This window comes from Lysinibacillus pakistanensis, assembly GCF_030123245.1.
GTDB classification, from domain to species: Bacteria; Bacillota; Bacilli; order Bacillales_A; family Planococcaceae; genus Lysinibacillus; species Lysinibacillus pakistanensis.
In genome coordinates this window covers 3656771-3679672 of the sequence record NZ_CP126101.1, presented here as the reverse complement: position 1 = coordinate 3679672, position 22902 = coordinate 3656771, and the positions used below count along the sequence as shown (strand labels likewise).

At 36.3% G+C, this 22902-nt stretch carries 25 protein-coding genes and 1 pseudogene; 24 read left to right on the top strand and 2 right to left on the bottom strand.

The features are described 5' to 3' along the window. Positions 1-11: 11 nt before the first annotated feature. From QNH24_RS18285 to QNH24_RS18220, 14 genes are all read left to right on the top strand, one after another. Positions 12-1154, top strand: coding sequence for a phage major capsid protein (locus tag QNH24_RS18285; protein ID WP_283868946.1), 1143 nt, complete (start codon positions 12-14; stop codon positions 1152-1154). A gap of 44 nt (positions 1155-1198) precedes the next feature. Then, on the top strand, positions 1199-1432 hold the full coding sequence (locus QNH24_RS18280; RefSeq protein WP_283868945.1) for a hypothetical protein: 234 nt from the start codon (positions 1199-1201) through the stop codon (positions 1430-1432). Then, positions 1432-1755, top strand: coding sequence for a head-tail connector protein (locus QNH24_RS18275; protein ID WP_283868944.1), 324 nt, complete (start codon positions 1432-1434; stop codon positions 1753-1755). Before QNH24_RS18280 ends, QNH24_RS18275 begins: the two co-directional genes overlap by 1 nt. Continuing rightward, positions 1736-2056 carry a phage head closure protein gene (locus tag QNH24_RS18270; RefSeq protein WP_283868943.1) on the top strand — a complete coding sequence of 107 codons (321 nt, stop codon included), beginning with the start codon at positions 1736-1738 and terminating at the stop codon, positions 2054-2056. The genes QNH24_RS18275 and QNH24_RS18270 overlap by 20 nt, the downstream gene beginning before the upstream one ends. A gap of 10 nt (positions 2057-2066) precedes the next feature. Continuing rightward, the gene (locus tag QNH24_RS18265; RefSeq protein WP_283868942.1) at positions 2067-2447 is read left to right on the top strand and encodes an HK97-gp10 family putative phage morphogenesis protein; all 381 of its coding nucleotides are present in this window, start codon (positions 2067-2069) and stop codon (positions 2445-2447) included. After that, positions 2444-2767 (top strand): hypothetical protein, encoded by a 324-nt coding sequence (locus QNH24_RS18260; protein WP_283868941.1) that lies wholly within the window; start codon positions 2444-2446, stop codon positions 2765-2767. Before QNH24_RS18265 ends, QNH24_RS18260 begins: the two co-directional genes overlap by 4 nt. Positions 2768-2782: 15 nt before the next feature. Continuing rightward, a complete protein-coding gene (locus QNH24_RS18255) occupies positions 2783-3388 on the top strand; it encodes a major tail protein (protein ID WP_283868940.1) in 606 nt (201 codons plus the stop codon). Positions 3389-3467: 79 nt separating this feature from the next. Further along, positions 3468-3797 carry a hypothetical protein gene (locus QNH24_RS18250; RefSeq protein ID WP_283868939.1) on the top strand — a complete coding sequence of 110 codons (330 nt, stop codon included), beginning with the start codon at positions 3468-3470 and terminating at the stop codon, positions 3795-3797. Positions 3798-3859: 62 nt separating this feature from the next. After that, complete coding sequence (locus QNH24_RS18245; RefSeq protein WP_283868938.1) at positions 3860-4000, top strand: hypothetical protein; 141 nt, start codon at positions 3860-3862, stop codon at positions 3998-4000. Positions 4001-4018: 18 nt separating this feature from the next. Beyond that, the gene (locus QNH24_RS18240) at positions 4019-9349 is read left to right on the top strand and encodes a phage tail tape measure protein (protein ID WP_283868937.1); all 5331 of its coding nucleotides are present in this window, start codon (positions 4019-4021) and stop codon (positions 9347-9349) included. 4 nt (positions 9350-9353) lie between these two features. Beyond that, positions 9354-11381 carry a phage tail protein gene (locus QNH24_RS18235; RefSeq protein ID WP_283868936.1) on the top strand — a complete coding sequence of 676 codons (2028 nt, stop codon included), beginning with the start codon at positions 9354-9356 and terminating at the stop codon, positions 11379-11381. Then, the gene (locus QNH24_RS18230; protein ID WP_283868935.1) at positions 11365-11574 is read left to right on the top strand and encodes a hypothetical protein; all 210 of its coding nucleotides are present in this window, start codon (positions 11365-11367) and stop codon (positions 11572-11574) included. The genes QNH24_RS18235 and QNH24_RS18230 overlap by 17 nt, the downstream gene beginning before the upstream one ends. Next, complete coding sequence (locus tag QNH24_RS18225; protein WP_283868934.1) at positions 11571-12386, top strand: phage tail family protein; 816 nt, start codon at positions 11571-11573, stop codon at positions 12384-12386. Before QNH24_RS18230 ends, QNH24_RS18225 begins: the two co-directional genes overlap by 4 nt. A 9-nt stretch (positions 12387-12395) precedes the next feature. Further along, complete coding sequence (locus QNH24_RS18220) at positions 12396-14213, top strand: glycosyl hydrolase family 28-related protein (RefSeq protein WP_283868933.1); 1818 nt, start codon at positions 12396-12398, stop codon at positions 14211-14213. 1 nt (position 14214) lies between these two features. On the opposite strand, the gene QNH24_RS18215 is transcribed toward QNH24_RS18220, so the two are convergent. After that, positions 14215-14976, bottom strand: a complete 762-nt coding sequence (locus QNH24_RS18215) for an acyltransferase (protein WP_283868932.1) — start codon at positions 14974-14976, stop codon at positions 14215-14217. 191 nt (positions 14977-15167) lie between these two features. Between QNH24_RS18215 and QNH24_RS18210 the strand changes: the two genes are divergently transcribed. After that, on the top strand, positions 15168-15554 hold the full coding sequence (locus QNH24_RS18210) for a phage holin family protein (RefSeq protein WP_283868931.1): 387 nt from the start codon (positions 15168-15170) through the stop codon (positions 15552-15554). After that, positions 15551-16216 (top strand): M15 family metallopeptidase, encoded by a 666-nt coding sequence (locus tag QNH24_RS18205; protein ID WP_283868930.1) that lies wholly within the window; start codon positions 15551-15553, stop codon positions 16214-16216. Before QNH24_RS18210 ends, QNH24_RS18205 begins: the two co-directional genes overlap by 4 nt. A 249-nt stretch (positions 16217-16465) precedes the next feature. Here the strand turns inward: QNH24_RS18205 and QNH24_RS18200 are convergent, their stop codons facing one another. Then, entirely contained in the window at positions 16466-16672 is a 207-nt protein-coding gene (locus QNH24_RS18200; protein ID WP_283868929.1) for a helix-turn-helix domain-containing protein, read from the bottom strand. Positions 16673-16828: 156 nt separating this feature from the next. On the opposite strand from QNH24_RS18200, the gene QNH24_RS18195 reads away from it, so the two are divergent. The 8 genes and pseudogenes from QNH24_RS18195 to minD all read left to right on the top strand — a co-directional run bounded on the left by QNH24_RS18195 (position 16829) and on the right by minD (position 22800). Continuing rightward, a complete protein-coding gene (locus QNH24_RS18195) occupies positions 16829-17005 on the top strand; it encodes a hypothetical protein (RefSeq protein WP_283868928.1) in 177 nt (58 codons plus the stop codon). Positions 17006-17069: 64 nt separating this feature from the next. Continuing rightward, entirely contained in the window at positions 17070-17948 is an 879-nt protein-coding gene (locus QNH24_RS18190) for a helix-turn-helix domain-containing protein (protein ID WP_283868927.1), read from the top strand. A 51-nt stretch (positions 17949-17999) separates the two neighbouring features. Then, a pseudogene (radC, locus tag QNH24_RS18185) lies at positions 18000-18299 on the top strand (RadC family protein); the annotation flags it as partial. Between the two features lie 534 nt (positions 18300-18833). Further along, positions 18834-19853: a rod shape-determining protein gene (locus QNH24_RS18180; protein ID WP_283868926.1), complete on the top strand. Its 1020-nt coding sequence runs from the start codon at positions 18834-18836 to the stop codon at positions 19851-19853. A 13-nt stretch (positions 19854-19866) separates the two neighbouring features. Next, positions 19867-20781 (top strand): rod shape-determining protein MreC, encoded by a 915-nt coding sequence (mreC, locus tag QNH24_RS18175; protein WP_283868925.1) that lies wholly within the window; start codon positions 19867-19869, stop codon positions 20779-20781. Continuing rightward, positions 20781-21305: a rod shape-determining protein MreD gene (mreD, locus tag QNH24_RS18170; RefSeq protein WP_283868924.1), complete on the top strand. Its 525-nt coding sequence runs from the start codon at positions 20781-20783 to the stop codon at positions 21303-21305. The genes mreC and mreD overlap by 1 nt, the downstream gene beginning before the upstream one ends. Positions 21306-21332: 27 nt before the next feature. Then, positions 21333-22001 carry a septum site-determining protein MinC gene (gene minC, locus QNH24_RS18165; RefSeq protein WP_283868923.1) on the top strand — a complete coding sequence of 223 codons (669 nt, stop codon included), beginning with the start codon at positions 21333-21335 and terminating at the stop codon, positions 21999-22001. Position 22002: 1 nt separating this feature from the next. After that, positions 22003-22800, top strand: a complete 798-nt coding sequence (gene minD, locus QNH24_RS18160; RefSeq protein ID WP_283868922.1) for a septum site-determining protein MinD — start codon at positions 22003-22005, stop codon at positions 22798-22800. Positions 22801-22902: the final 102 nt, after the last annotated feature.

Here is a 22902-nt window from a genome sequence, read left to right as displayed (position 1 = left end):
AGGGCATTTAAATGCCGACATTATACGAATTAAAACAAAACATGGCTACTATTGGTCAACAAGTAGCAAAAATAGATAAAGATTTAACAGCAAAAGCCATTGATCCACAAGCAACACGTGAAGACATTACAGCTTTAAAAGATCAAAAGGATGATATGCAAGCTCGTTTTGATGTAATTAAGGCTCAACATGATCAACTGGAAGCTGAACAGAAGGCGAAATTTGAACAACGTAAAGATATTACTGCAGGGATTGAGGACCCTAAACAAAAAGCAATCGCAGCTAAAGCGGAGTTTATTCGCGCAGCAGTACAAGGAAGAGCTATTTCAGAAGATGTAAAAGCACTAATTGCCTTACCAGGGGGCAACCCAACAGGTGGAGATAAATTCTTCCCAACAAACATGCAAAACGAATTAGTACATGAGCCATTTGCTAAAAACCAATTACGTGAAGTTGCTCAAGTGAGTGCAATTAAAGGATTAGAGCTTCCGAAAATTGCTTACTCATTGGATGATGACGATTTTATTACTGATGAACAAACTGCAAAAGAGATGAAATTAACAGGTGATACTGTTACCTTTAGCCGTAACAAGTTCAAAGTTAAAGTAAAAATTTCAGATACAGTTATTCATGGTACTGATGTTGAATTAACACAATTTGTTGAAAATGCTTTAAAGTCAGGTCTTGCAGCAAAAGAGAAAAAAGATGCTCTTGCAACAACACCTAAAACTGGATTAGGACACATGTCGTTTTATAATGGCACAGATATTAAACGAGTGTCAGGAAAAGATTTATTTGAAGCTATTACAAATGCGATCGCTGATTTACATGAGGATTATCGCGAAAATGCAAAAGTCGTTATGCGTTATGCCGATTACCTAACAATCATTAAAGCTTTATCAAATGGAACAACAAATTTCTACGACACTCCTGCCGAGAAAGTCATTGGTAAGCCAGTAGAATTTGTTGATGCTGCAGTTAATCCAATCGTGGGTGATTTTAACTTCTTCCGTATCAACTATGATGCAATGACATATGACACTGATAAAAACGTGGATTCTGGTGATTACCTATTTGTATTAACAGCTTGGTATGATCAAAAACGTTCTTTAAACTCTGCATTCCGTATTGCAGAAGTAACTCCTACTCCTTAATAAAAGGGGAGGAGTTTTTAATTTATTGAAAGAAGGTGAATTGAGTGTACAAAGTAATTAATCGATTCAAAGAAAACAATCATGACGGTCACATTTATGAGATAGGTGACATCTATCCAGTCGATGGTAAAAAGCTTGTTAAGACTCGTGCAGAGCTTTTAACAGAAGTCCATAAAGAATACAGGGTAGCATTCTTAAAAGCTGTAGAAGAGCCTAAAAAAGCCACTACAAAGCAAGCTTCAAGGCAACCTTCCTCAGATGAAAAGAGTGATGAATAATGAGCTCATTACTTGAAGAATTTAAGGAATATTCACGTATTAATGGAAACTATGAAGATTTAACATTGAATTTGTTTCTTACAAGCGCAAGTAAAACATTAGAAAATTCAGGTGTTCGTCTTCCACAAGATTTATATGAAGTTAATGAAAATGGAATTGAATTATATTCATTACACCGTTTAGCTATCCTTACTCTTGCATCTCATTATTATGAAAATCGTCAAGTTGCTTCGCAAAATGCACAAAACATAGTTCCGTTTTCTGTTCAACATATGATTTTGCAATTAAAGTTGGTGAATATCAATGAATCCAGCGAGATTTAGACATAGGATTGAGATTCAAGAGTTTATTGAGAGGGTTAATGAAAATGGTTATCCTGTGGAGGACTGGACGACAAACTGTTATCTGTGGTCTGATATTAAAACAGTAAAAGGTTCAGAAGTTATCAAAGCAGCCGCTGAAATAAATACCGAAACACATCGCTTTATTGTGCGATATACAAAAGGTTTAAATGCCAAGCAACGCATTATTTTTAAAGGTTATATTTATGACATACAAGCTGTTTTAAATGATGATGAATTGCAAAATACACAAACAATCATTGCCGTTGTTCGCAAGCCTTAGAGGTGATGCTATGAGGATTGATTTCACAGGTTTAGAGGAGCTACAAAGGACATTACAACAGCGACTAGATTCTGATAGTATACTAGAGCCTACTTTAAATAAAGCAGCTGAACATCTAAAAGAAAAGTTAGAAGAAAATGTGTATAATTTCGGTTTTAAAAAGCGTTCTGGAAGATCAAAAGAGTCAATGGTTATTGACAATAAAATCGTGGACAATTCTCTTGCTGTAGGTTTAAGTAATCAAAATAATGATGCTTTCTACCTCTACTTCCACGAGCATGGGACATCTAAAATGCCAGCTCGTCCATGGTTCCGTCCTACATTCGAACGCGAAATGAATCGAATCATTGAAATCATGAAACAAGAATTACAAAGGAGGATGCACTTGTGAGTATTAATAAAATCATACGTGACGCGTTACTTCCTTTGGGTGTACCTGTCATGTATCAAGTATATACAGGTACAGAAACAACTTATATTACCTTCTTCCGTTACAACGAACGAGGAGCGTTACAGGCTGATGATACAGAGCAAATGACACGTTATTCCGTTCAAGTTGATGTTTGGGGTAAGGGAGATATAGAAGCGCTCACAGAGAGCGTTAAAGATCAATTACAAGCGATAGGATTTGTGAGGAATTCCTTTTTCGAAGATTACGAGAAGGATACCAAAATATATCACAAAGCCTATCGTTTTTATTATGACAAATAAGGAGGCTATTTAATTATGGCAGGAGTATTAATCGGTTTATCAGATATTCATTATACAAAGATCGCACCAGGAGCTACAGATGCTACTACAGCATTCGTTAATCCAATCAAGAAATTAGCTAAGGCAATCGAGGCTAAAGTTACACCAAAGACAAGTAACGCTGTTTTATACGCTGATGATGGAGCAGCAGAGTCCACTTCAGCAGAAGGCGAAACAGAAATGGAATTTAAAATTGATGCGCTGGCAAACGCAGTCTATGCAGATATTTTAGGAAAAGAAATTAATGCTGATGGCGTTGTAATCGATGCATCAGGTGATGTGGCACCTAGTATTGCATTGGCATTCCGAAGCCTGAAATCTAATGGTAAGTACCGTTATTTCTGGTACTACAAAGGCAATTTCCAGTTACCAGAGGAAAATTACAAAACTAAAGGTGAAAGTGTTGAGTACAACACACCATCAGTCAAAGGTGTATTTGTTAACTCAGAATTTGTTAAGAACTCTAAAGGTGAAGGTATTAAACGTATGTTTGTAGATGAGGACGATGAGAATGTAGATGCATCTATTATTAAAAATTGGTTTGAAAAAGTTTATGTAGGTTCAACAACACCTACACCTTAATATTTTAAAAAGTTTAAGAGGGCGATTAATCTCGCTCTCTTTTTATTATGCAAAATAAAACCAAAGGGAGAGATTTTAGATGTCTAAAAAAGCAGAAATTATGAAAGATGAAGGCGTAAAAGTTGAGTTAAAGGGTCGTAAATTTGAAGCTAAATTTGATTTAAATGCCCTATGTGAATTACAAGATAAATTTGGCGATTTGACTAAAGCATTTGAAGGTATTGATATGCAAGATTTGAAAAAAATCCGTGCATTACTGCATATTGCTTTAGCTAATGGTGAGAACGAGGGCATCACAGAAAAAGAGGTTGGCGCACTAATCGATTTAAAAAATATTCATCAAATTGTAGATGCTTTAACTACTGCATTTAATAACGCTATGCCGTCCACAGATGGTGAGGGAAAGTAAGCAATCCGCAAGGCGACAAAGAGTTGCCAGCGGATTTTTTTATATACATCGGAACAGTTCATTTGAACATGACTGAAGCAACAGTGTGGAGGGCAACACCACGCAAGCTATTAGCACTTTGGGATAGACATTGTATTTTTAAAGGATGGAAAAAAGAAGAAGAGCATGCACCACGTGCTTATGCAGACCAAGTCCAGTGGTAGAAAGATGGTGAAATAATAATGACAACAGGTGATGTAGGTAATTTAAGGGTGCGATTGTCACTTGATAATGCACAATTTGAGCGTTCTATTGCATCGATGAATCGTACTTTACAAGCAATGGGGCAAGAAATACGCGGCTTACAAAATCGAGGGCGTGAATGGGGTTCTTCTATTGACGGATTGCGTCAAAAGCAAGAGGCATACAGTCGTTTACTTGAAGGACAACAAACTAAAGTACGCCGTTTATCTCAAGAATATGAAAAGGCTAAACAACAATATGGAGAAAACTCAGTACAAGCAGAACGATTGGCCGTACAACTTAACAGAGCTTCAGCAGAAATGGACCGTACACAAAGGGAACTAAATGAGACTACTGCTGAATTAGATCGATTAGAACGTGAATTAGCTCAATCACAAACGGCTTGGGGGAAATTTGGCGCTGCTGCAACTGCCGCAAGTGAAAAACTAAAAGCAGTTGGCGACAAAATGACAAGCATTGGTAAAGATTTGTCCATGAAAATATCAGCTCCATTAACTGCATTAGGTGCAGGAGCAGCCAAAGCGGCTATAGACTTTGAAAGTGCGTTCGCAGGAGTACGCAAAACTGTTGATACGAGTGAGGAAGGCTTTGCAAAGCTCGAAAAAGGCATACGTGACATGGCTAAAGAGTTGCCAGCAAGTGCGAGTGATATAGCATCTGTGGCTGAATCTGCTGGACAGTTGGGGATTGCGGAGGACAAAATACTGTCTTTCTCACGAACTATTATTGATCTTGGAGAATCCACAAACATGACACGTGAACAAGCAGCTACAGAGTTTGCTCGTTTTGCTAACATCGTGGGAATGTCACAAGATAATTTCGACCGTTTAGGATCTAGTATTGTTGGTCTTGGTAATACGATGGCAACAACCGAAGCTGAAATTATGTCCATGGGTATGAGACTTGCTGCACAAGGTGCACAGGTAGGTATGTCTGAAGCGCAAATTATGGCATTAGCTGGTACTATGTCCAGTTTAGGCATCCAAGCTGAAATGGGTGGTACTGCCATGACAACTGTATTAAAGAAAATTGATAAATCAGTTGGATTAGGCGGAGCATCTTTAGCTTCATTTGCAGATGCAGCAGGTGTAACAAGTAAAGAGTTTAAAAAAATATGGGAAACAGATGCTATTTCAGGACTTGACTTACTTATTAAAGGACTTGCTAAAACATCAGCCGAAGGTGGTAACTTATCAGAGGCCTTACGAGATTTAGGTATCAAAGGTATCTATGAATCAGATGTAATGATGCGTATGGCCGGGGCATCAGATTTATTATCATCTGCAGTAGCAACTTCAACTGATGCCTGGAAGGAAAATACTGCATTAACTAATGAAGCTGAACAACGATATGCAACAACTGCATCTCAATTAGCAATGTTAAAAAATAAAGTCACAGAAGTAGGTATTACCTTTGGTCAAATTTTAATTCCAATGTTAATTTCTGTGGTGGATAAGATTACACCAATGGTTGAAAAATTTTCGGAATTTGATGAATCAACACGTAAAATGATTATTGTTATTGGTGGTTTTGTTGCAGCTATAGGTCCTGTATTAATTGTGATAGGTACATTAATTTCTTCTGTTGGTACAATTGTAGGGGCTATTGGAACACTATCTTTAGCAATTGCCGAGGCGGGTGGTCTAGCTGCATTTTTAGCTACTAAATTCGCATTTTTAGGTACAGTATTCGCCGCACTTACAAGTCCAATTGGTCTTACAGTAGCAGCGTTAGTTACAGCAGCAGTGTTAATTATTAAATACTGGGACCCAATAAGTGACTTCTTTACAACTTTAGGTACAAAAATGGTGCCTGTTTTTAATAGCATTACATCAGCAGTAACTGTATTTGGTTCAAAAATGAGTGAAGTCCCAAGTATGATGATGTCTGCCTGGTCTGGAGCTATAGGTACAGTTACCGGATTACTAGCTAGCCTAAAAGAAAAGTTATCGATTGTCACTGATGTAGTTAATATGAGTAATGCTATGAGTGCATTGAAAATAGCATTAGAATCAATTGCTTCAGTGTTATTAATGCTATTAGGTCCATGGGGATTACTTATAAGTCTGTTTTTAAAACTTTATAATCACACAACACTGTTACAAGATGTATTTGCGATGCTTAGGGGTGAGATGTCATTTGATGAGGTAGCTAGCAATTTTTCTACTTCAATTAGCGACATCATCAATAATATAGCTGAACTAGCAACCCGTTTAATTCCATTAGGTGCTGAGATGATTGTTAATTTAATCAATGGTATAAGCAATAATATTGGAAATTTATCGACTGCATTTGCAGAGATCTTGCCTATTATTATTAACACGCTTGTTATGATCATTCCTCAAATAATACTTTTAGCAGCTGATATTATTACTAATTTAGCTAATGGTATAACAACCAATTTGCCACTGATAGTAAATGCAATTACTAGTTTGATTGAATTAATTACAACAACAATATCAACTTTAATACCTCAACTTGTAGAGGTAGGAGTATCTATATTGTCAACACTTATAGAAGGCATAGTCACAGCTTTACCAGTGATTATAGAAGTAGTTGTACAATTAATTGATACTTTAATAAGCACTTTGACTGCAACACTACCTTTATTAATAGATTCAGGGCTTTTGATTATTCAGACTTTGTTAGATGGAATTTTAACAGCATTACCATTAATCCTAGAAAGTGCTTTAAATATTGTCTTGTCACTTGTGGAAGGCATAACTACAGCCCTACCAGCAGTTATCGAGGTTGGATTATCAGTAATCACTACACTGTTAGAAGGTATTGTAGGAGCTTTACCAACGATAGTTGAAGCAGCTTTGACAATTATCATTGCTCTAGTAGGAGCTTTGATTTTACTTTTACCTAAAATAATAGAGGCTGGAATCCAAATTATTGTAGCTTTAGTGGATGGTTTGATTAAAGCCATTCCTGCCATTATAGAGGCAGCATTAACTTTAATTGTATCCTTAGTAGAGGCGATAATTAAATTACTACCTCAGTTAATTGATGCTGGAATCAAAATTGTTGAGGCTCTTGTAGAAGGGCTCATACAAATTATCCCTCAACTAATCGAGGCTGGTATTACCCTTATTACAGAATTATTAAAAGCCATCCTTAAATTACTACCACAATTATTATCAGCAGGTGCAGAATTGATTACTGCTCTTGTAAAAGGTGTACTATCAATCTTAGGACAACTGTTAACAACAGGTGGCAAATTAATACTTGGGTTATTAGGTAAAATTCTTAGTTTCACTGGTCAATTGTTATCTGCAGGTGGCACTCTAATAGGCAAATTAGTGTCTGGAATTTTATCAATACTAGGGGATGTTGTAGGTGCAGGTGCGAAACTAATCACAGGACTCATTGATAAAATTTTAAGTTTTACAAAGAATTTATTATCAGCAGGCAAAGACTTAGTTATTTCTTTGAAAGATGGCGTAGTCGAAAAAACAAACGATATGATTAAAGTTGGTAAAGACTTGGTGAGTGGTCTAATAAAAGGTATTACCAATATGGCTACTGATGCAATTGAGGCAATAACAGGTGTTGTAGATGGTGTTGTTAATAAAGCCAAATCATTGCTTGGAATAAAATCCCCATCACGTGTATTTGCTCAAATTGGTGCATGGACTTCCGAAGGCTGGGCAATCGGTATCGAGGAAAAAGGCAGTATGGTGAAAGATGCAGTGAGCGATATTGCCCTTGCTGCACAAGACATTGCCGAGCACTATGTGAGTGAAGAAAAGAAACTACGTAAAGATGCAGCTGATCAAATTGCGAAAATCGAAAAAGATAAAAATGATTCGATTGCGAAACTGCAACGAAATGCATCTGAATCAAATCAAAAAGCTGCGCAATCAGAAACGCAGAAAATTAACGCGATTTATGCAGCAGCTAAAAAGAAAAAACGTAATCTAACTAAAGATGAAATTGCCAAAGTACAACAGCTTAGAAATGAAGCAAGTTCAAAGCGTACTAAAAACTCTCGGGATACAAATGAAAAAATCGCGAAAATTGAGGAGCAAGCAGCTGACAAGATAAAAAAAATCAAAGAAAAATCGACTAAAGATATCGTTTCTTTAGATAATAAAATGAATAAAGATTTATTAGAAGAAACTAAGCGTTATATTGACGATAAGAAATCACTAGATCAATTGTCTTTAATAGAGGAAGCCCATATTTGGGAACAATCTATGAAGCTTTTTGCAGAAGGTACTAAAGAACGTGTCAAAGCTCAACAAGAGTACAGGAAAGCTACAGAGGCTGTAAGTAAAGAAATCACAGCAATTAATACTGATTTCCAAAATCAGATTCAAAAAATTAATGATGATTTAGTTAAGCAAGAAGAAACACTTACAAAAGCATATACAGACGCAGTTGATAAGCGTGCCCAGTCTCTTGTATCCTTCAAGGGGCTTTTTGATGCATTCAAGGTTGAAATTGATGTAACCGGGGAACAATTAATAGCTAATCTCCACTCACAGGTAGATGGTTTTAAATTATGGCAAAGCGAAATTGAGAAAATCTCAGGGAGAGCTATTGATAAAGGACTAATTGAAGAATTACGTCAAATGGGCCCAAATGCTTTACCACAATTAGTTGCTCTTAATCAGCTTACAGATTCGCAATTGCAGCAATATAGCGACCTGTATAAAGAAAAGTCAAAACTTGCACGTAAACAGGCTGAAACAGAGCTTAAAGGCATGAAAGACGATACAGACAAGCAGATTAAGGCTTTAAGAGATACAGCTAATAAACAATTAACGACACTTGGAAATGAGTGGAATGAGAAGATTAAATCATTAACAAAATCTACATCCACAGAGTTATCGAGCTTAGAGCAAATTGGTAAAGATGCTGGTAATGGATTACTACAAGGTTTGTCCTCCACAGCTACATCAATCCAGAAAAAGGCGCAAGAAATAGCTGATTCTGTGAGCAAAACTATTTCAAAAGCGCTACAAATCAAATCACCATCACGTGTCATGAAAGGCTTTGGTGTAAACATCGGTGAAGGTTTAGTAATCGGAATGGATGATATGTTAAATAAAGTAACTAATGCCGCAGGTAGGTTAGCTTCCTCTGTGGAAGGCAGTATGTCATTTACAGCAGATACTAACAGTTTAAACAGAGCTACATCTGTAACTACAAACAATACCAATAATACACCTATCAATATTACATTACATTATAATGGCGCTGGGTCCGAACGAGATGCTTTCAACATAGTAGATATTGTAGAGAAGGAACTAGGAAGTAGATTCAAAAATAATTTACGATTACAAGGGTCGAAGGGGTGATAACGTGATAGTCACAAATTTAGCTGGTGAAACAGAATTATTAACAGATTACAGTGGACTTAAGCGTGTACGTAAAGTAAATGGTGATTATTCGTTATCATTTGCAATTATAAAGACCGAGAAAAATGTACATGCTTTTCCACTAGTCGAAGAGGAAAGCATTGTTGAATTTGATGATCAACAATACCGTATAAAAGATGTGAAGGAAGTACTTGCAGGTGTTACACCTATTAAAACAGTACAAGCCACTCACATCTTTTTTGATTTAATTGATACACAAAAATATGATTACTTGAAAAATACACAGCATCTACAGTCATGCTTAACATTTGCACTAGATGGCACTGATTACACATTTGAGGTTATTGATTCATTTTCAAGTGCAATATTCGAAAAGTTTGGTGAAGATAACTCGTTGTCACTAGTACAAAAAGCATTAAACGTATTCGGTGCCGAAGTGCAAATTAACAACAAACATTTAAAATTTTATCGCCAAATTGGTACAGATACAGAAACACAAATACGGTATGGCTACAACGTTAAAACACTTGAAAGATATGTAAATACAAATAATCTTTCCACTCGTATTCGAGGATTCGGTAAGAAAAATGAGAATGACAGTTACGTTGTAACAGCCGAGTATTTATCTCCTAACCACACTATATATGGCATACGTGATGCAAAGCCAGTATATGACGAGCGATATACCGTCCACAGTGAATTATTAGACAGAATTAAATCAGAGCTAATAGATGAACCACAAGTAAGTTTTAAAGTGGATGCCTTGGAGCTTAAAAAGTTAGGTGTATTAACGGAGCAATTAAATGAAGGTGACAGAGTATTTGTTATCTATGAACCTCTTGGTATTGATTTAATTGCTAGAGTGCTTGAAATAGTAGATTATCCTGAATCATCGAAGCCAGCCGAATACGTATTTGGAAACTTCCAGAATAATTTCGTAAGTGAAATGGCTGGTTTTCAGAAAACGAAAGATAATGTGGATGCCATTTTAAACGGTAATCAAAAATTGCCTTATAACGTACTAGATGATGCTGTATTGCGAGCTACAGAAGCTTTAACATCAGCTATGACCGAGTTGGTTTTCGATAATGGTATTATTGCTCGAGATCCTTCAAATCCTAATCGTTTGGTACTGATTAATTCTAAGGGTATCGGTATTAGTGATAATGGAGGCGCAACCTTTAAAGAAGCAATAACAGCCGATGGATTTGTGTTGAGTGCTGGTGCCGTTGGACAATTAAAAGCCAATAACATTGATGTAACAGGACTTATCCGAGGCATTAATGATGAGGGCGAAACAACAATTGATGGTGGCCGTATCACAACAAATAGTATTGATGTACAAAAACTTATGGCTGGTATATTAACAGGTTTTATTATTCAAACAAATGAAAATCCATATCTTCCCCGCATTTACATGGGTGGTTCGAAGTTTGAAGCTACAAACGGTGATTCAACAATCATAATAGACACTATGGATTGGGATGGTTATGCAGGTTTTATTGTAAAGTCTGGCGCTGTAGATATGCGGCTCCAAGCATATAATGATCGTACAATGTTATCATCAAATGGCGCTCCACTTGAAATATGGGCACTTAATAGTGGTGTTAAAATTAATGGCGATTTTGAGGTAAGTGGTAGCAAAAATGCAACTGTACCAACAAGTATTGGTCACGTAAATGTATCAGCATATGAAACAGCAGAGTACTTCTTTGGTGATATTGGTAGAGGTAAAGTTGTGGAGGGCCAATGCATTGTAGAAATAGAACCGCTGTTTAAAGAAACAGTAAACACAGAAATCACTTACGAAGTATTTTTAACTCCGTATGGTAAAGGTGTTATTTATGCTGATCCAGATGAAATGACAGCGGACCAATTCATTGTCCGAGGTGATGACATTCCGTTTGCTTATGAAATCAAAGCAAAACGTAAGGGCTATGAGGACGTGCGATTGGAATTATCACAAGAAAGCGAGGTAGAGGACATTGTACAAAATGCTTCGCAAAACTGATGAAGGTATTGAGGTATTTTATACTGATAATTTACAAGCAAAAAAAATACTAGATACTGAGCGTAAGAAATCTAGAAACTTAAAATCTATGGTTATCACAGAAGCAAATAAAAAGAATGACCTTCGCCAGCGACAAAAAATGGCTAGTGATTTACGAAAAATTAAAATAGCTAAAAAAGAGGTGCTGCTATGATTGTTCAATTTTCGGATGGCACCACAAAGGATATTCAAGAATATAACCTAAAGCGATTGTTCCATCGAATACCATCATTAGGAATGGATCATATGTTTGAACCTGTGGAGGGCAGAGGGGATTTAGTAGCAGGCACTCAATATAAACAACGAGTTATAACCGTAACACTTTTGTATATCGTTCAAGACATCTGTGGTTATGACCTTCTACGAGACGAATTAAACGCACTTTTTACTAGAGATGAAGCATTCTATATCACATTTAAGCGTGAACACTGGAAACGTTATAAGGTGAGGTTAGCACAGCAACTAGAGATAGATCCAAATCGACACATGAATAGTTTTGATATTACATTTCGTATGGACGATTTATTCGCTGAATCGTTTGGTACCTCATTAGATTTGCAAAACCGTGGTGAATGGGATGAAGATATTTGGGGATTTGGTTCAGGGATTAATTACGATACTCAATATAGTTATACATTCAATACAAATAGCTTTGTTGTAAAAAATATCGGTAATCAAACTATTGATCCACGTAAATCCAGTTTAGAAATCACATTAAAAGGTACGTTCAATAGCTTTGTACAAATTAAAAATAATACGACTGGTGATGTATACAGATTCAACAATGCTTTGTCCTCCACAGATACTTTGAAATTATCGGGAATAAGGACTTTGAAAAATAGTTTGAGTGCCTTTAAGCACACTAATCATAAACTGTTAACCTTGGCACCAGGAGATAATAACATAACTGTGGAAGGCGGCACTGTAAATAGTGTCGTTTTTGATTTCAGATTTTTATACAAATGAGGTGATAGAATGGCAAGTTTAAATAGATTAGCTTCGAATTGGTCACGTGTAGAACGTGAAAAGTTAAATACTAACTGGAGCATAATTGAGAACTATTTATCCAATTTACAAGGGCAAATAAACTTACTTACTGGTGGCGTAGATGTTCAGGAACTCATTAACCAAATTAATGATATTTTGAATCAAGGTAATGTCATAATTGGTGATTTAGAAACAGCTTTACAAGAGGCAACTACAGTTATCGCCAATGCTCAAAATGCTACTACTGATGCTCAAAATGCAGCACAAGAAGCATTGAATGCCATTAATGATATGCAAGCATTTATCAATCAATTTGGTAATGCTGAAACGTATGATAATGGCAAGCTTTATAAGGCAAATAATATTGTTGAATTTAATGGAAGTGGATTTATTTGCGTACAAGATACACAAGGTAATACACCTCCAACACTTCCAATTAAACGTAATGATTGGTGGCAGTTAATCGCTCAAAGAGGTGTAGATGGAACAGGTTCAGTTTCGAAGGTTGCAGGGAAGTCTCCTGATGTTGGCGGAAACGTACTACTCTCACCAGATGATATCGGTGCTGCGAGTAGTGAGAATTTGAATGAATTACAACGAGTAGTTACTGAAAATTTGGTTGAAACTGTGCGCAAAGGTGAACTAGTCATTAACGTGAAAGATTATGGCGCTAAAGGTGATGGGATTGCCGATGATACAGTAGCATTTAATAAAGCAATAGCGGAAACTCCAAATGGAGGAACACTATATATATCAACAGGGAAATACAAAATAACTGATGAACTAAAAATTACAAAACCTATTCGAATTAGAGGTAGTTTAGCTGAGGATCAAGGAAACACCATATTGAAATTTAATCTAGACGGGAAAACTGGTAAAGTCGGGATTAGGGTCAATAACAAAGTTCATGGGTGCGCTTTTGAAGATTTTTATATGCAGTATGTAGGTAGTGAAACTTCCCATGATGGACTCTTGCTTGATGGAATAGCCGGGGATTATCCTAATTTCATTTGGTATACAAAACTTAGTGGACTATACGTAAGTGGGTTTGCTAATAATTATAGGTTTAACAATGTATGTATTTTGTCTGTGGTTAATTGTCGATCTATCGGTGCTAAATTAAATGGGTTTAATCAGACTGGATTTGCTACAGGAGTAAGTTTCTACAGTTGCTATGCTCAAGAATGTGCCGCTGATGGATTTAAATTGGTGGGGGCTTACTATTCTGGATGTTTTAGTTGTTTCTCTGATGGAAACAAAAGAGGTTACGTATTTGAAAATACACTAGGTGGTTATGTACGGGACAGCGGATCAGAGTCTTGCCAATTTTTTGCTATAGCTGTTAAAAACTCTAGCGTTTATGTTGATGGAATCACTGTTATTGAATCCGGTACAGATCAAACAAGTATTTACAGACCTACTGCGTTATATGTAGAATCAGGGAGTTGCAATGTCAAAAATTTAACTGAAGAACGACTACATCCTTCTAATTCTAGACTATATACAATTCTATTTGAACCCGGAACACGAGGTACAATAGAAACAACAGGCAATGAACTACTAGGTATTTATATCTCATATGAAGGGAAATGTTCTGTTGATGGACAATATCAGACAAAAGGTATACCGACTGGTATAGATTGGAAAGAAAAGGACATTGGTAAGATTGTATATAATCAAAATGCAACAGAACAAGGTACGGAGCCAAATAAATACATTATATTTGGCTACCGGCGTATGACTTCGGGGAACGGTAATGTGCTAGGAACAGATTGGTTACCTTTAAAGGCGAATATTGGAAATTGAGTTAATCAATCGTCCGTTCTCTTGACCAGTCAATGTTTGTTTTTATTGTTTTATTAGGACTTCCAGCAGTGATGCAATTATTAGGCACATCTTTAGTGACGATAGAGCCTAGTGCTACAATGCTGTTGTCACCAATATTTGTATTTTTTAATATGTGGCTACTTTCTGCAATCCAAACGTGATGACCAATATGTATGTTGCCTGATTTGTTTATCTTTTTACCAGAATTCAAATCAATTATAGAGTGGAAATCAGAGTTTTTAATACTCACACCATTAGCCACCATGCAATCTCTTCCTAATACTATTTCAGTATTAGGTTCAGCTATTGCAAAATTAACAATGCCGAAAGTCGAATAATTACCGATTATAATTTTGTTATCATTATCTTCGCACCAAATTGACATTTTGCCAGTTACATGAATTGATTCACCTAGTTCGACAATATGGTTGTCGCCAAAGATTTGTAATTCCATTCTTTCAATAGAACTACCAGAGCCAATCTTAACTATGTTCTTATTACCAGAAATATTAATTAAAGTATTGTGCAAAGAAGTGTTGTTAAGTTCGATTTTGTTGTCGTTTCCTTTAGTGCTAAGATGGGCATTATTTATTGAACAATTCGCTAAAATTAATGAATTCCTATCTCCATTTACAACAGCTTTTGCATTAATCAATTCTGAACTACCCGTATTTATTTCGTTATTCTCACCAGAGCTAATAATTTTTTCTTCTGGGATTGGTTTTTTCTTAAAAAAAAACATATCGCACCTCCTGTGAAATAATGGTCGTTTATTAGATTGTAACTGCAATCAAAAATAATATCTATAATACATGTGAAGTTATGTAAATGAAATGATGAAGTAATCCAGTGTTATTCAGTAATTAAATAAATTATTAGCCTTCCACAATCATCTGTGGAGGGCTTTTATTATGGAAAAAAGGAAGGTGTCTCATGGACATTACACAAATTATTCAACATCCGATTTTATCGTTAGTACCAAAACCAATACTGTATATGTTTTTAGCTTATTTAGTGTTCAAAGTTCTAGATTTTACGACAGGTCTTTTAAAGACTTGGAAAAAGGTTGTCGGGTATAAATCAGCAGTTATGCGTGACGGTATCATTAGATGGATTGGTGAGTTAGTAGGAATTGTATTTGTAATTATTTTAGATTTAATGTTTGGTCTGAATTTTTATTTAACAGGTTTTACATTAGCTCTGTTCTTATATAAGGAAGGTGGCAGTATTGCAGAAAATCTTCAAACCATTGGAGTAGATATGCCGGGTATCGTTGATGAAACATTAGAGAAGCTGAACAAGGAGAGTGGACGAAAATGACCAACGTAACATCAACGTGTCGAGACCTAGCCGAGCTATTACCATCTGCACAAACTGCCTGCCGATTGCTATTTCAGGAGTGCTATAAAGCCGGAATTAAAAATATCTTCATCACTGAAACATATCGCTCACAGGAACGACAAAATTTTCTTTATGCACAAGGACGTACAAGGCCAGGACAAATTGTTACATGGACTTTAGCTAGCAATCACAAATCACGTTTAGCGTGGGATATTGCTGTTGGTCCTCCTCATTCCTTATATGATGTAACGACACTTACTCGAGTAGGTGCCATAGCAAGAAAGCTAGGTATTACGTGGGGTGGCGATTGGGTAGGTAGTATTGATCGACCACACTTTGAAGTTAAATCATCGTGGAAGATGCCGGCGGGTTATAAGTTAGGACAAGTAATCGTTCCAAGTAACAGCAAAATGAAAGTTCAATTAATTGTGGAAGACAAACCAAAGGAGGAAATCAAAGTGACTCAAACATGGAATCCAGGTTCACCAGCTATGAAAACTGAAACAGAAAACTATATTGCACAGGCGGTTAAAGATGGTATTATTCAGGAATCTCATTTGAAAGATTTACAGAATGGTACAATGACGACTGATCGATTAATAGGCTTGTATATTACGATACAGCAAAGACGAGATAAATAATAAATAATATGAATGCCCAGGTACTCAATTATTTTGAGCCTGGGCTTTTTTTAATCTTCATCGCGTTTGTCAAAACAATTCGGACATACACCATCATCAACTAAATACTCTACCATTCGACCACAATCTGAACATTGTACTCTATCAGCCATTTAAAAAACCTCCTTTCATTTTCCATTTTAGATGTATGGTTGGAGAAAGTACATACAAAAAAACAGACAACTTTATTAGTTATCTGTTTCCCACAATTTATTTCCTAAATTCAAGCATATCCTCTACTCGTTCGATTCCTAAAACCTCACAGACTTTTGCAAGCTGATCTTTATTGATAGTTTGTCTTTGGTTATTGACCATTTCACTAATGGCATTAGCGCGAATCCCTGATTGTTCTGCAAGTTGCTTTTGTGTAATACCTCGTTCAGCTAAAACCTCTTTTAACTTTATATACAACTCCACAAGCTTACACCTCCTAAAAATATATTCCTGAATACTATTATAACAACATATCGATATTTCGTGAAGTATTTTGTTGACATATTGATATTTAGATATTAGTATTTAAATAACAACATAACGATATATTGATATTTCGTTAGAGATGAGGTGACTAAATTGAAAACCATTCAACAACGTAATGAGTATATTCAAACGAAGATGAAACAACATGAATCAATTACAGATGTCCACAAGTATCAGCGAAGATTAAAACGCCTTATGAGGTATCATAAGCTGTTGACGAATTTAGAAGTAAAACAGGCACGAGAAAATTTACGTAAGGCACTTAAATAAACACGAACAATATTCGTTCTATGGATCCTAGAAAGTTCGTAATTAGGGAAGCGAGGTGAAAACGATGGCATTTGAATACTTAGCACAATATACAACATTTGAATCAATAGCTGATATGGACAAGAGTGTGGAGGACCACATGGCGGCACACTACTATGAATTGACAGAATCAGAACGTGCCATCGTTTTTAAGCTTGCATCACACAGCTTAGAGTATCCAGGAGCATGTCACTTAAAAGCAAGTACCATTGCTACAGCATTGGAGATCAGTACAAAGACGGTTTATCGTAGCGTTAAAAAGTTAGAGGAATTAGGCATCATTGAAAAGGTACCAGGGACGAAATTAAACGGCATTAAAGGTGCTAGTATTTATCGTATTTTACCTTATGTCCCATCGAGCGTGTCCCAACGAATGACAGCCGATGAAGCTAGTAATGACGTGGTTTGTCGTCCACAATCTCAAAATCAACCATCTAGTTCTTTTTATCTTTTAAAAACAAGCAATTTACAAGAAGTATATGATTCAGCACACGCTGAAAAAGAAGCTCATAAGGAATACATGAATGAGTACCAAGTGATGCTGTTCGATTTCATGAATAGTTTACCATTGGCTGATAACTTGAAAGATGAACTACATAAATGTGTACTGGTTTCACAAGTTAATTCTGTGGATGAATTTATAAAAGCCAAAAACGTACTATTCAAAATTGCTATGGATATAAAAGAAGGTGTACTAACAATTGCTAGTACATTAAGAGCCGTATTTGTAGGGGCGTATAGTAAGGCTGTGGAGCGTTCTAATATGAAGTCGAATAAATCATTATCTGTGGAGGGCAAAGCGCACAGGGAACATCCAGTACCTTTCTACAATTGGTTAGAGGAAAGAGATAGTCGCTCAATTGTATGTAATAAACCAAATATAGAAAATTGGCTAGTATGGTAAAAAGACCACTCTGTTATGAATGGTCTAAAAGTTTGCATTTGTATCAAGTTAGTTACTCTTTTTTTAAATGTAAAAAATCAAATTATTCATAAGCAAACGATTTTTATAGGTAGCTTAAATGCTTCAATTGTCCATCCAAGAGAAATTTTTCGCGAGGCTGTTAAAAGATCAGCAGCTTCTATTATTTGTGCACATAATCATCCCAGCGGAGTACCAACACCTAGTACAGAGGATATTGAAGTGACAAAAAGATTAATAGAAGCCGGTTATATTATGGGCATTGAATTAATTGATCATGTCATTATAGGCGATCATCAGTTTATAAGTTTAAAAGAAAAAGGTTATTTTTAACTCTGCATTTATTGCAGAGTTTTTAATGTATATATTAGTTTACATAAAATGTTACCCATGGATGATGAGTCTTTTGTATTAAAAATAAATAATTTGTATTTTTTTGCGATATACTTGCAAAAGCAAGCGAACCTTTTTTTAGATAATACGTTATTGTATTCGTAGAAATATCTATCATATTCACAAAAATTGGTAGCCAAATACACGTTGTCTTATAACCATAAAAATTATATTCTAATCTATACGTACTATTTTAAGTTTACGAGGGAATTAAAATAGTATCTTTTCCGCAAGAAGAGGCATGTGGCACTACAAATTCTTGCGTTTTTCCGTTATAATGAAAGGTATGATTTTATCTTCATTCAGTAGAAGACTCTCACCTCTATAGGTGGTGAGATGAATGCTGTTTTGGTTTCTTTTCAGTGGGTGTCCAAACACCTACTGAATGAAGGTAAAGCCTCTGAATGCAAATACGGACAGAGGTATAATTGATGTCAACGAAAGTATGGCTTAAATAGAAAGGGAGTACACAATTTGTTTGGACTAGGAAGCAAAGATGTCGGGATTGACCTCGGCACAGCGAATACATTAGTGTTTATTAAAGGAAAGGGCATCGTTTTACGAGAGCCTTCAGTCGTAGCAAAAAATACAAAAACAGGAGACATCGTTGCCGTTGGTAATGATGCGAAAAATATGATTGGTCGTACGCCTGGCTCAATCGTAGCAATCCGTCCAATGAAAGATGGCGTTATTGCTGATTTTGATATAACTACAGCAATGATTGAATACTATTTAAAAGAAGCGTCGAAAAATTCGGGTGGCAATTGGAAGAAGCCAAATGTCATGATATGTGTGCCTTATGGGATTACGTCTGTTGAGCAACGTGCCGTAATCGATGCTGCTCGTCAAGCAGGTGCTAAAGAAGCCTTTACAATTGAAGAGCCATTTGCAGCAGCAATCGGTTCGAACTTACCAGTTTGGGATCCTACAGGGTCAATGGTTGTAGATATCGGTGGTGGTACAACAGAGGTTGCGGTTATTTCATTAGGTGGTATTGTAACAAGTGAATCTGTCCGTGTTGGTGGGGATGCGATGGATCAATCTATTATTTCGTATATTCGTAAATCCTATAACCTAACAATTGGTGAGCGTACTGCGGAAGCTGTAAAGATGGAAATTGGCACAGCATTAGCAGAAGGTTCAGAAGAAAAAATGGATATTCGAGGACGAGATTTACTAACAGGTTTACCAAAAACAATTGAAATTTCATCTAAGGAAATTTCTGAGTCTTTACGTGAAGCAGTATCATCAATTATTGATGGTGTTCGAAAAACATTAGAGCAAACACCTCCTGAATTATCCGCAGACGTAATGGAACGCGGCATAGTGCTAACAGGCGGGGGTGCGCTTTTAACGAATTTAGACAAAGTGATTAGCCAAGAAACAAATATGCCAGTCTTTATTGCGGAAGATCCGCTTGACTGTGTAGCTATTGGTACAGGTAAGGCACTAGACCATATTGATTTAATTCGTCAACAACAAGTGAAAGGGTAAGGGGGTTTAGGCAATGCCACATTTTTTTTTCAATAAGAAAGTAATTTTGCTGCTCGTGGGCATGGTTTTTCTTGTGGCATTGATTAGCTTCTCATTACGTGATCGGACGAACGCAACTCTACCAGAGCAAATTATTAAAGATACAGTCGGCGTCGCACAATCTATTGTTGCGAAGCCGGCGAACTATATTACTGGTATTTTTAATAAAATTGACTCCCTCTTAAACACGTACGAAGAAAATAAACGTTTAAAAGCACGCTTAGAAGATTTTGCGGTTGTACAAGCTGAAGCAGCGGATTTAAAATTAGATAACAAAAAGTTACAAGAGCTTATTGATAAATCAGAGAGCTTAAAAGATTATAATCCAATTCATGCAACAGTTATTGCTAGAAATCCAGACCAATGGGAAGAAAAAATTATTTTAAATAAAGGATCTTCACATGGTGTAGAAAAAAATATGGCAGTTATGACAGCGAAAGGTTTAGTCGGTAAAATCATTTTAGTGACTCCTTTCACATCTGAGGTAGAGCTTTTATATACAAATAATCCAAACTATCGTGTTTCAGCGATGGTATTAGGAGATAAAGAAGCATACGGTTTAATCGAGGGCTTTGACAAAGAACGTAATGAACTCATTTTGAAGCGAATCGATTCTAGCTTAACAGTTAAGAAAGGCCAGCAAGTGGTTTCTTCAGGTCTTGGCGGTATTTTCCCTAAAGGAGTGCCAATCGGAGAAATTACGGAAGTAAGTACAGATGATTTTGGCTTAACAAAAATGGCCTATGTAAAACCATCTGCAGATTTTTCGATTTTAGACCATGTTGTGATTGCAAAACGCACATCGACAGTTATTGATGGGTTGGATGGCAATGCAACGAATAAGGATTTAACAAACCCATCAGAGGTGAATGAAGAGGAGGAAAAATAATGGTTCGATTTCTCATCCCCTCTGTAGCGGTTTTACTATTTTTACTAGAACCAGAGTTTGCGATGCTTTCACCAATTGAAGTGAAAGGGCATATCTATTATTTAGTTCCACGATTTTTAATCTTATATTTAATTTTTATATCCATCTATTACAGCCGTCAGCGTGCGGTAATGTATGGACTTTTTTTTGGTGTCTTGTATGATGTGTTTTACATTGATATTATTGGATTATATTCAGTACTATATCCGCTTATTTGTTTTTTAGCAGGGTCTATCGTGAAAGTGATTCATCAGCACTTAGTTGTGACAACATCAATCTCAGTTATTTTAGTGGCTATTTTAGAATTTATACTCTATCAATTTTTCTATCTTATCGACTTTACAGCAATCCCATTATCAGAATTCTTACGTTCACGACTACTTCCAACAATCATTGCAAATGCTTTATTTTTAATGATGCTTGGTTGGGCTTTCAAATATTTAATAAATGCGCGTGTCTTACAGAGAGCACGTGAAGTTTCTTAACAAAGAGCAACGTGAGGTGAGGCATTCATGAAAAAACAGTTAGTGAATATGAAGGGAACAAAGGATGGTTTTGTTCTTCGTTTAGATGATCAATGCGCATATGTCGATTTAGTAGAAGAATTAAAGAAAAAGGTTTCAGAAAGCGGTATCGATGGCAAAGTGAATGTCCAATTAGATTTAGGCTATCGATACTGTTCAGAAGAACAAATAAACGAGCTAATTAAAATTGTGCAGGAAACAGAGCAACTTATCGTTTCAAAAGTGCAAAGTGAAGTACTGACTATCCAAGAAAGCAACCAGAAAATGATTGAAAGTCAACAAGATACATATATAGGCGTGGTCAGATCGGGACAAATTGTGCGTTCGGCTGGTGATATTATCGTCGTTGGAAATGTCAATCCAAATGGACGTGTGGAAGCTGGTGGTAATGTGTATGTTCTAGGTAGACTTAAAGGTATTGTACATGCTGGTCTTCATGGTAATAAGGAAGCAATTATTGCAGCATCCCGCTTTGAGGCAACACATATCATGATTGCTGATCAGGTTCAAGCAATGTCAGACGAACATGTAAAAGCGATTAATCAGGCTGAGATGACATGTGCATTTATCGGCTACGATGGGCGTATTACGTACGATCAAATCCATGTGTTAAAAAATATTCGACCATTGTTAAATGTGTCTAAGGGAGGAAGCTAGTGTGGGAGAAGCGATCGTCATAACTTCAGGTAAAGGCGGTGTCGGAAAAACAACGACAACGGCTAACCTTGGGACTGCATTGGCTCTACAAGGTAAAAAAATATGTTTGGTAGATACTGATATTGGCCTACGTAATTTGGATGTAATATTAGGTCTTGAGAATCGGATTATTTATGATTTAGTTGATGTTGTTGAAGGACGCTGTAAAATTCATCAAGCACTCATAAAAGATAAACGGGTAGATGAGAAACTATTTTTATTACCTGCTGCTCAAACGACAGATAAAAATTCCGTTAATCCTGAGCAAATGAAGAGCTTAATAGAAGAGTTAAAAAGAGATTATGATTATGTATTAATAGACTGTCCTGCTGGTATTGAGCAAGGTTACCGTAATGCTGTTGCAGGTGCAGAGCATGCAATCGTCGTAACGACACCAGAAATCTCTGCTGTGCGTGATGCCGATCGCATTATTGGCTTGCTTGAGCAGGAAGAAATTACAGCACCTAAGCTCATTATTAATCGTATTCGTCAGCATATGATGAAAAACGGGGATACACTTGATGTAAATGAGATAACAACACATTTGTCAATCGACTTATTAGGTATAATTGTAGATAATGAAGATGTTATTTCATCATCAAATAAAGGTGAGCCAATTGTCATGGACCCTGCAAATAAGGCATCCTTAGGCTATCGTAATATTGCTCGTCGAATACTTGGTGAATCCGTACCACTTATGGCGATTGAAAATGAAAATAGGGGTGTATTTTCAAAACTGAAAGCGTTATTTTCGAGATAAATCCTCGAGTCTTTTCGTGCATTTGTACGAGAAGGCTTTTTTTGTTGGTTTAATGGAGAGAAGAGTCAAAGTGACAGATAGAAACAACGAAATGATTGAACT

What these genes read in the sequence shown, in the direction of transcription:
- QNH24_RS18285 (WP_283868946.1), top strand. Translation starts at nt 12, where the DNA reads ATGCCGACATTATACGAATTAAAACAAAACATGGCTACTATTGGTCAA.
- QNH24_RS18275 (WP_283868944.1), top strand. Translation starts at nt 1,432, where the DNA reads ATGAGCTCATTACTTGAAGAATTTAAGGAATATTCACGTATTAATGGA.
- QNH24_RS18270 (WP_283868943.1), top strand. Translation starts at nt 1,736, where the DNA reads ATGAATCCAGCGAGATTTAGACATAGGATTGAGATTCAAGAGTTTATT.
- QNH24_RS18265 (WP_283868942.1), top strand. Translation starts at nt 2,067, where the DNA reads ATGAGGATTGATTTCACAGGTTTAGAGGAGCTACAAAGGACATTACAA.
- QNH24_RS18255 (WP_283868940.1), top strand. Translation starts at nt 2,783, where the DNA reads ATGGCAGGAGTATTAATCGGTTTATCAGATATTCATTATACAAAGATC.
- QNH24_RS18250 (WP_283868939.1), top strand. Translation starts at nt 3,468, where the DNA reads ATGTCTAAAAAAGCAGAAATTATGAAAGATGAAGGCGTAAAAGTTGAG.
- QNH24_RS18240 (WP_283868937.1), top strand. Translation starts at nt 4,019, where the DNA reads ATGACAACAGGTGATGTAGGTAATTTAAGGGTGCGATTGTCACTTGAT.
- QNH24_RS18230 (WP_283868935.1), top strand. Translation starts at nt 11,365, where the DNA reads ATGCTTCGCAAAACTGATGAAGGTATTGAGGTATTTTATACTGATAAT.
- QNH24_RS18225 (WP_283868934.1), top strand. Translation starts at nt 11,571, where the DNA reads ATGATTGTTCAATTTTCGGATGGCACCACAAAGGATATTCAAGAATAT.
- QNH24_RS18220 (WP_283868933.1), top strand. Translation starts at nt 12,396, where the DNA reads ATGGCAAGTTTAAATAGATTAGCTTCGAATTGGTCACGTGTAGAACGT.
- QNH24_RS18215 (WP_283868932.1), bottom strand. Translation starts at nt 14,976, where the DNA reads ATGTTTTTTTTTAAGAAAAAACCAATCCCAGAAGAAAAAATTATTAGC.
- QNH24_RS18210 (WP_283868931.1), top strand. Translation starts at nt 15,168, where the DNA reads ATGGACATTACACAAATTATTCAACATCCGATTTTATCGTTAGTACCA.
- QNH24_RS18205 (WP_283868930.1), top strand. Translation starts at nt 15,551, where the DNA reads ATGACCAACGTAACATCAACGTGTCGAGACCTAGCCGAGCTATTACCA.
- QNH24_RS18190 (WP_283868927.1), top strand. Translation starts at nt 17,070, where the DNA reads ATGGCATTTGAATACTTAGCACAATATACAACATTTGAATCAATAGCT.
- mreC (WP_283868925.1), top strand. Translation starts at nt 19,867, where the DNA reads ATGCCACATTTTTTTTTCAATAAGAAAGTAATTTTGCTGCTCGTGGGC.
- mreD (WP_283868924.1), top strand. Translation starts at nt 20,781, where the DNA reads ATGGTTCGATTTCTCATCCCCTCTGTAGCGGTTTTACTATTTTTACTA.
- minC (WP_283868923.1), top strand. Translation starts at nt 21,333, where the DNA reads ATGAAAAAACAGTTAGTGAATATGAAGGGAACAAAGGATGGTTTTGTT.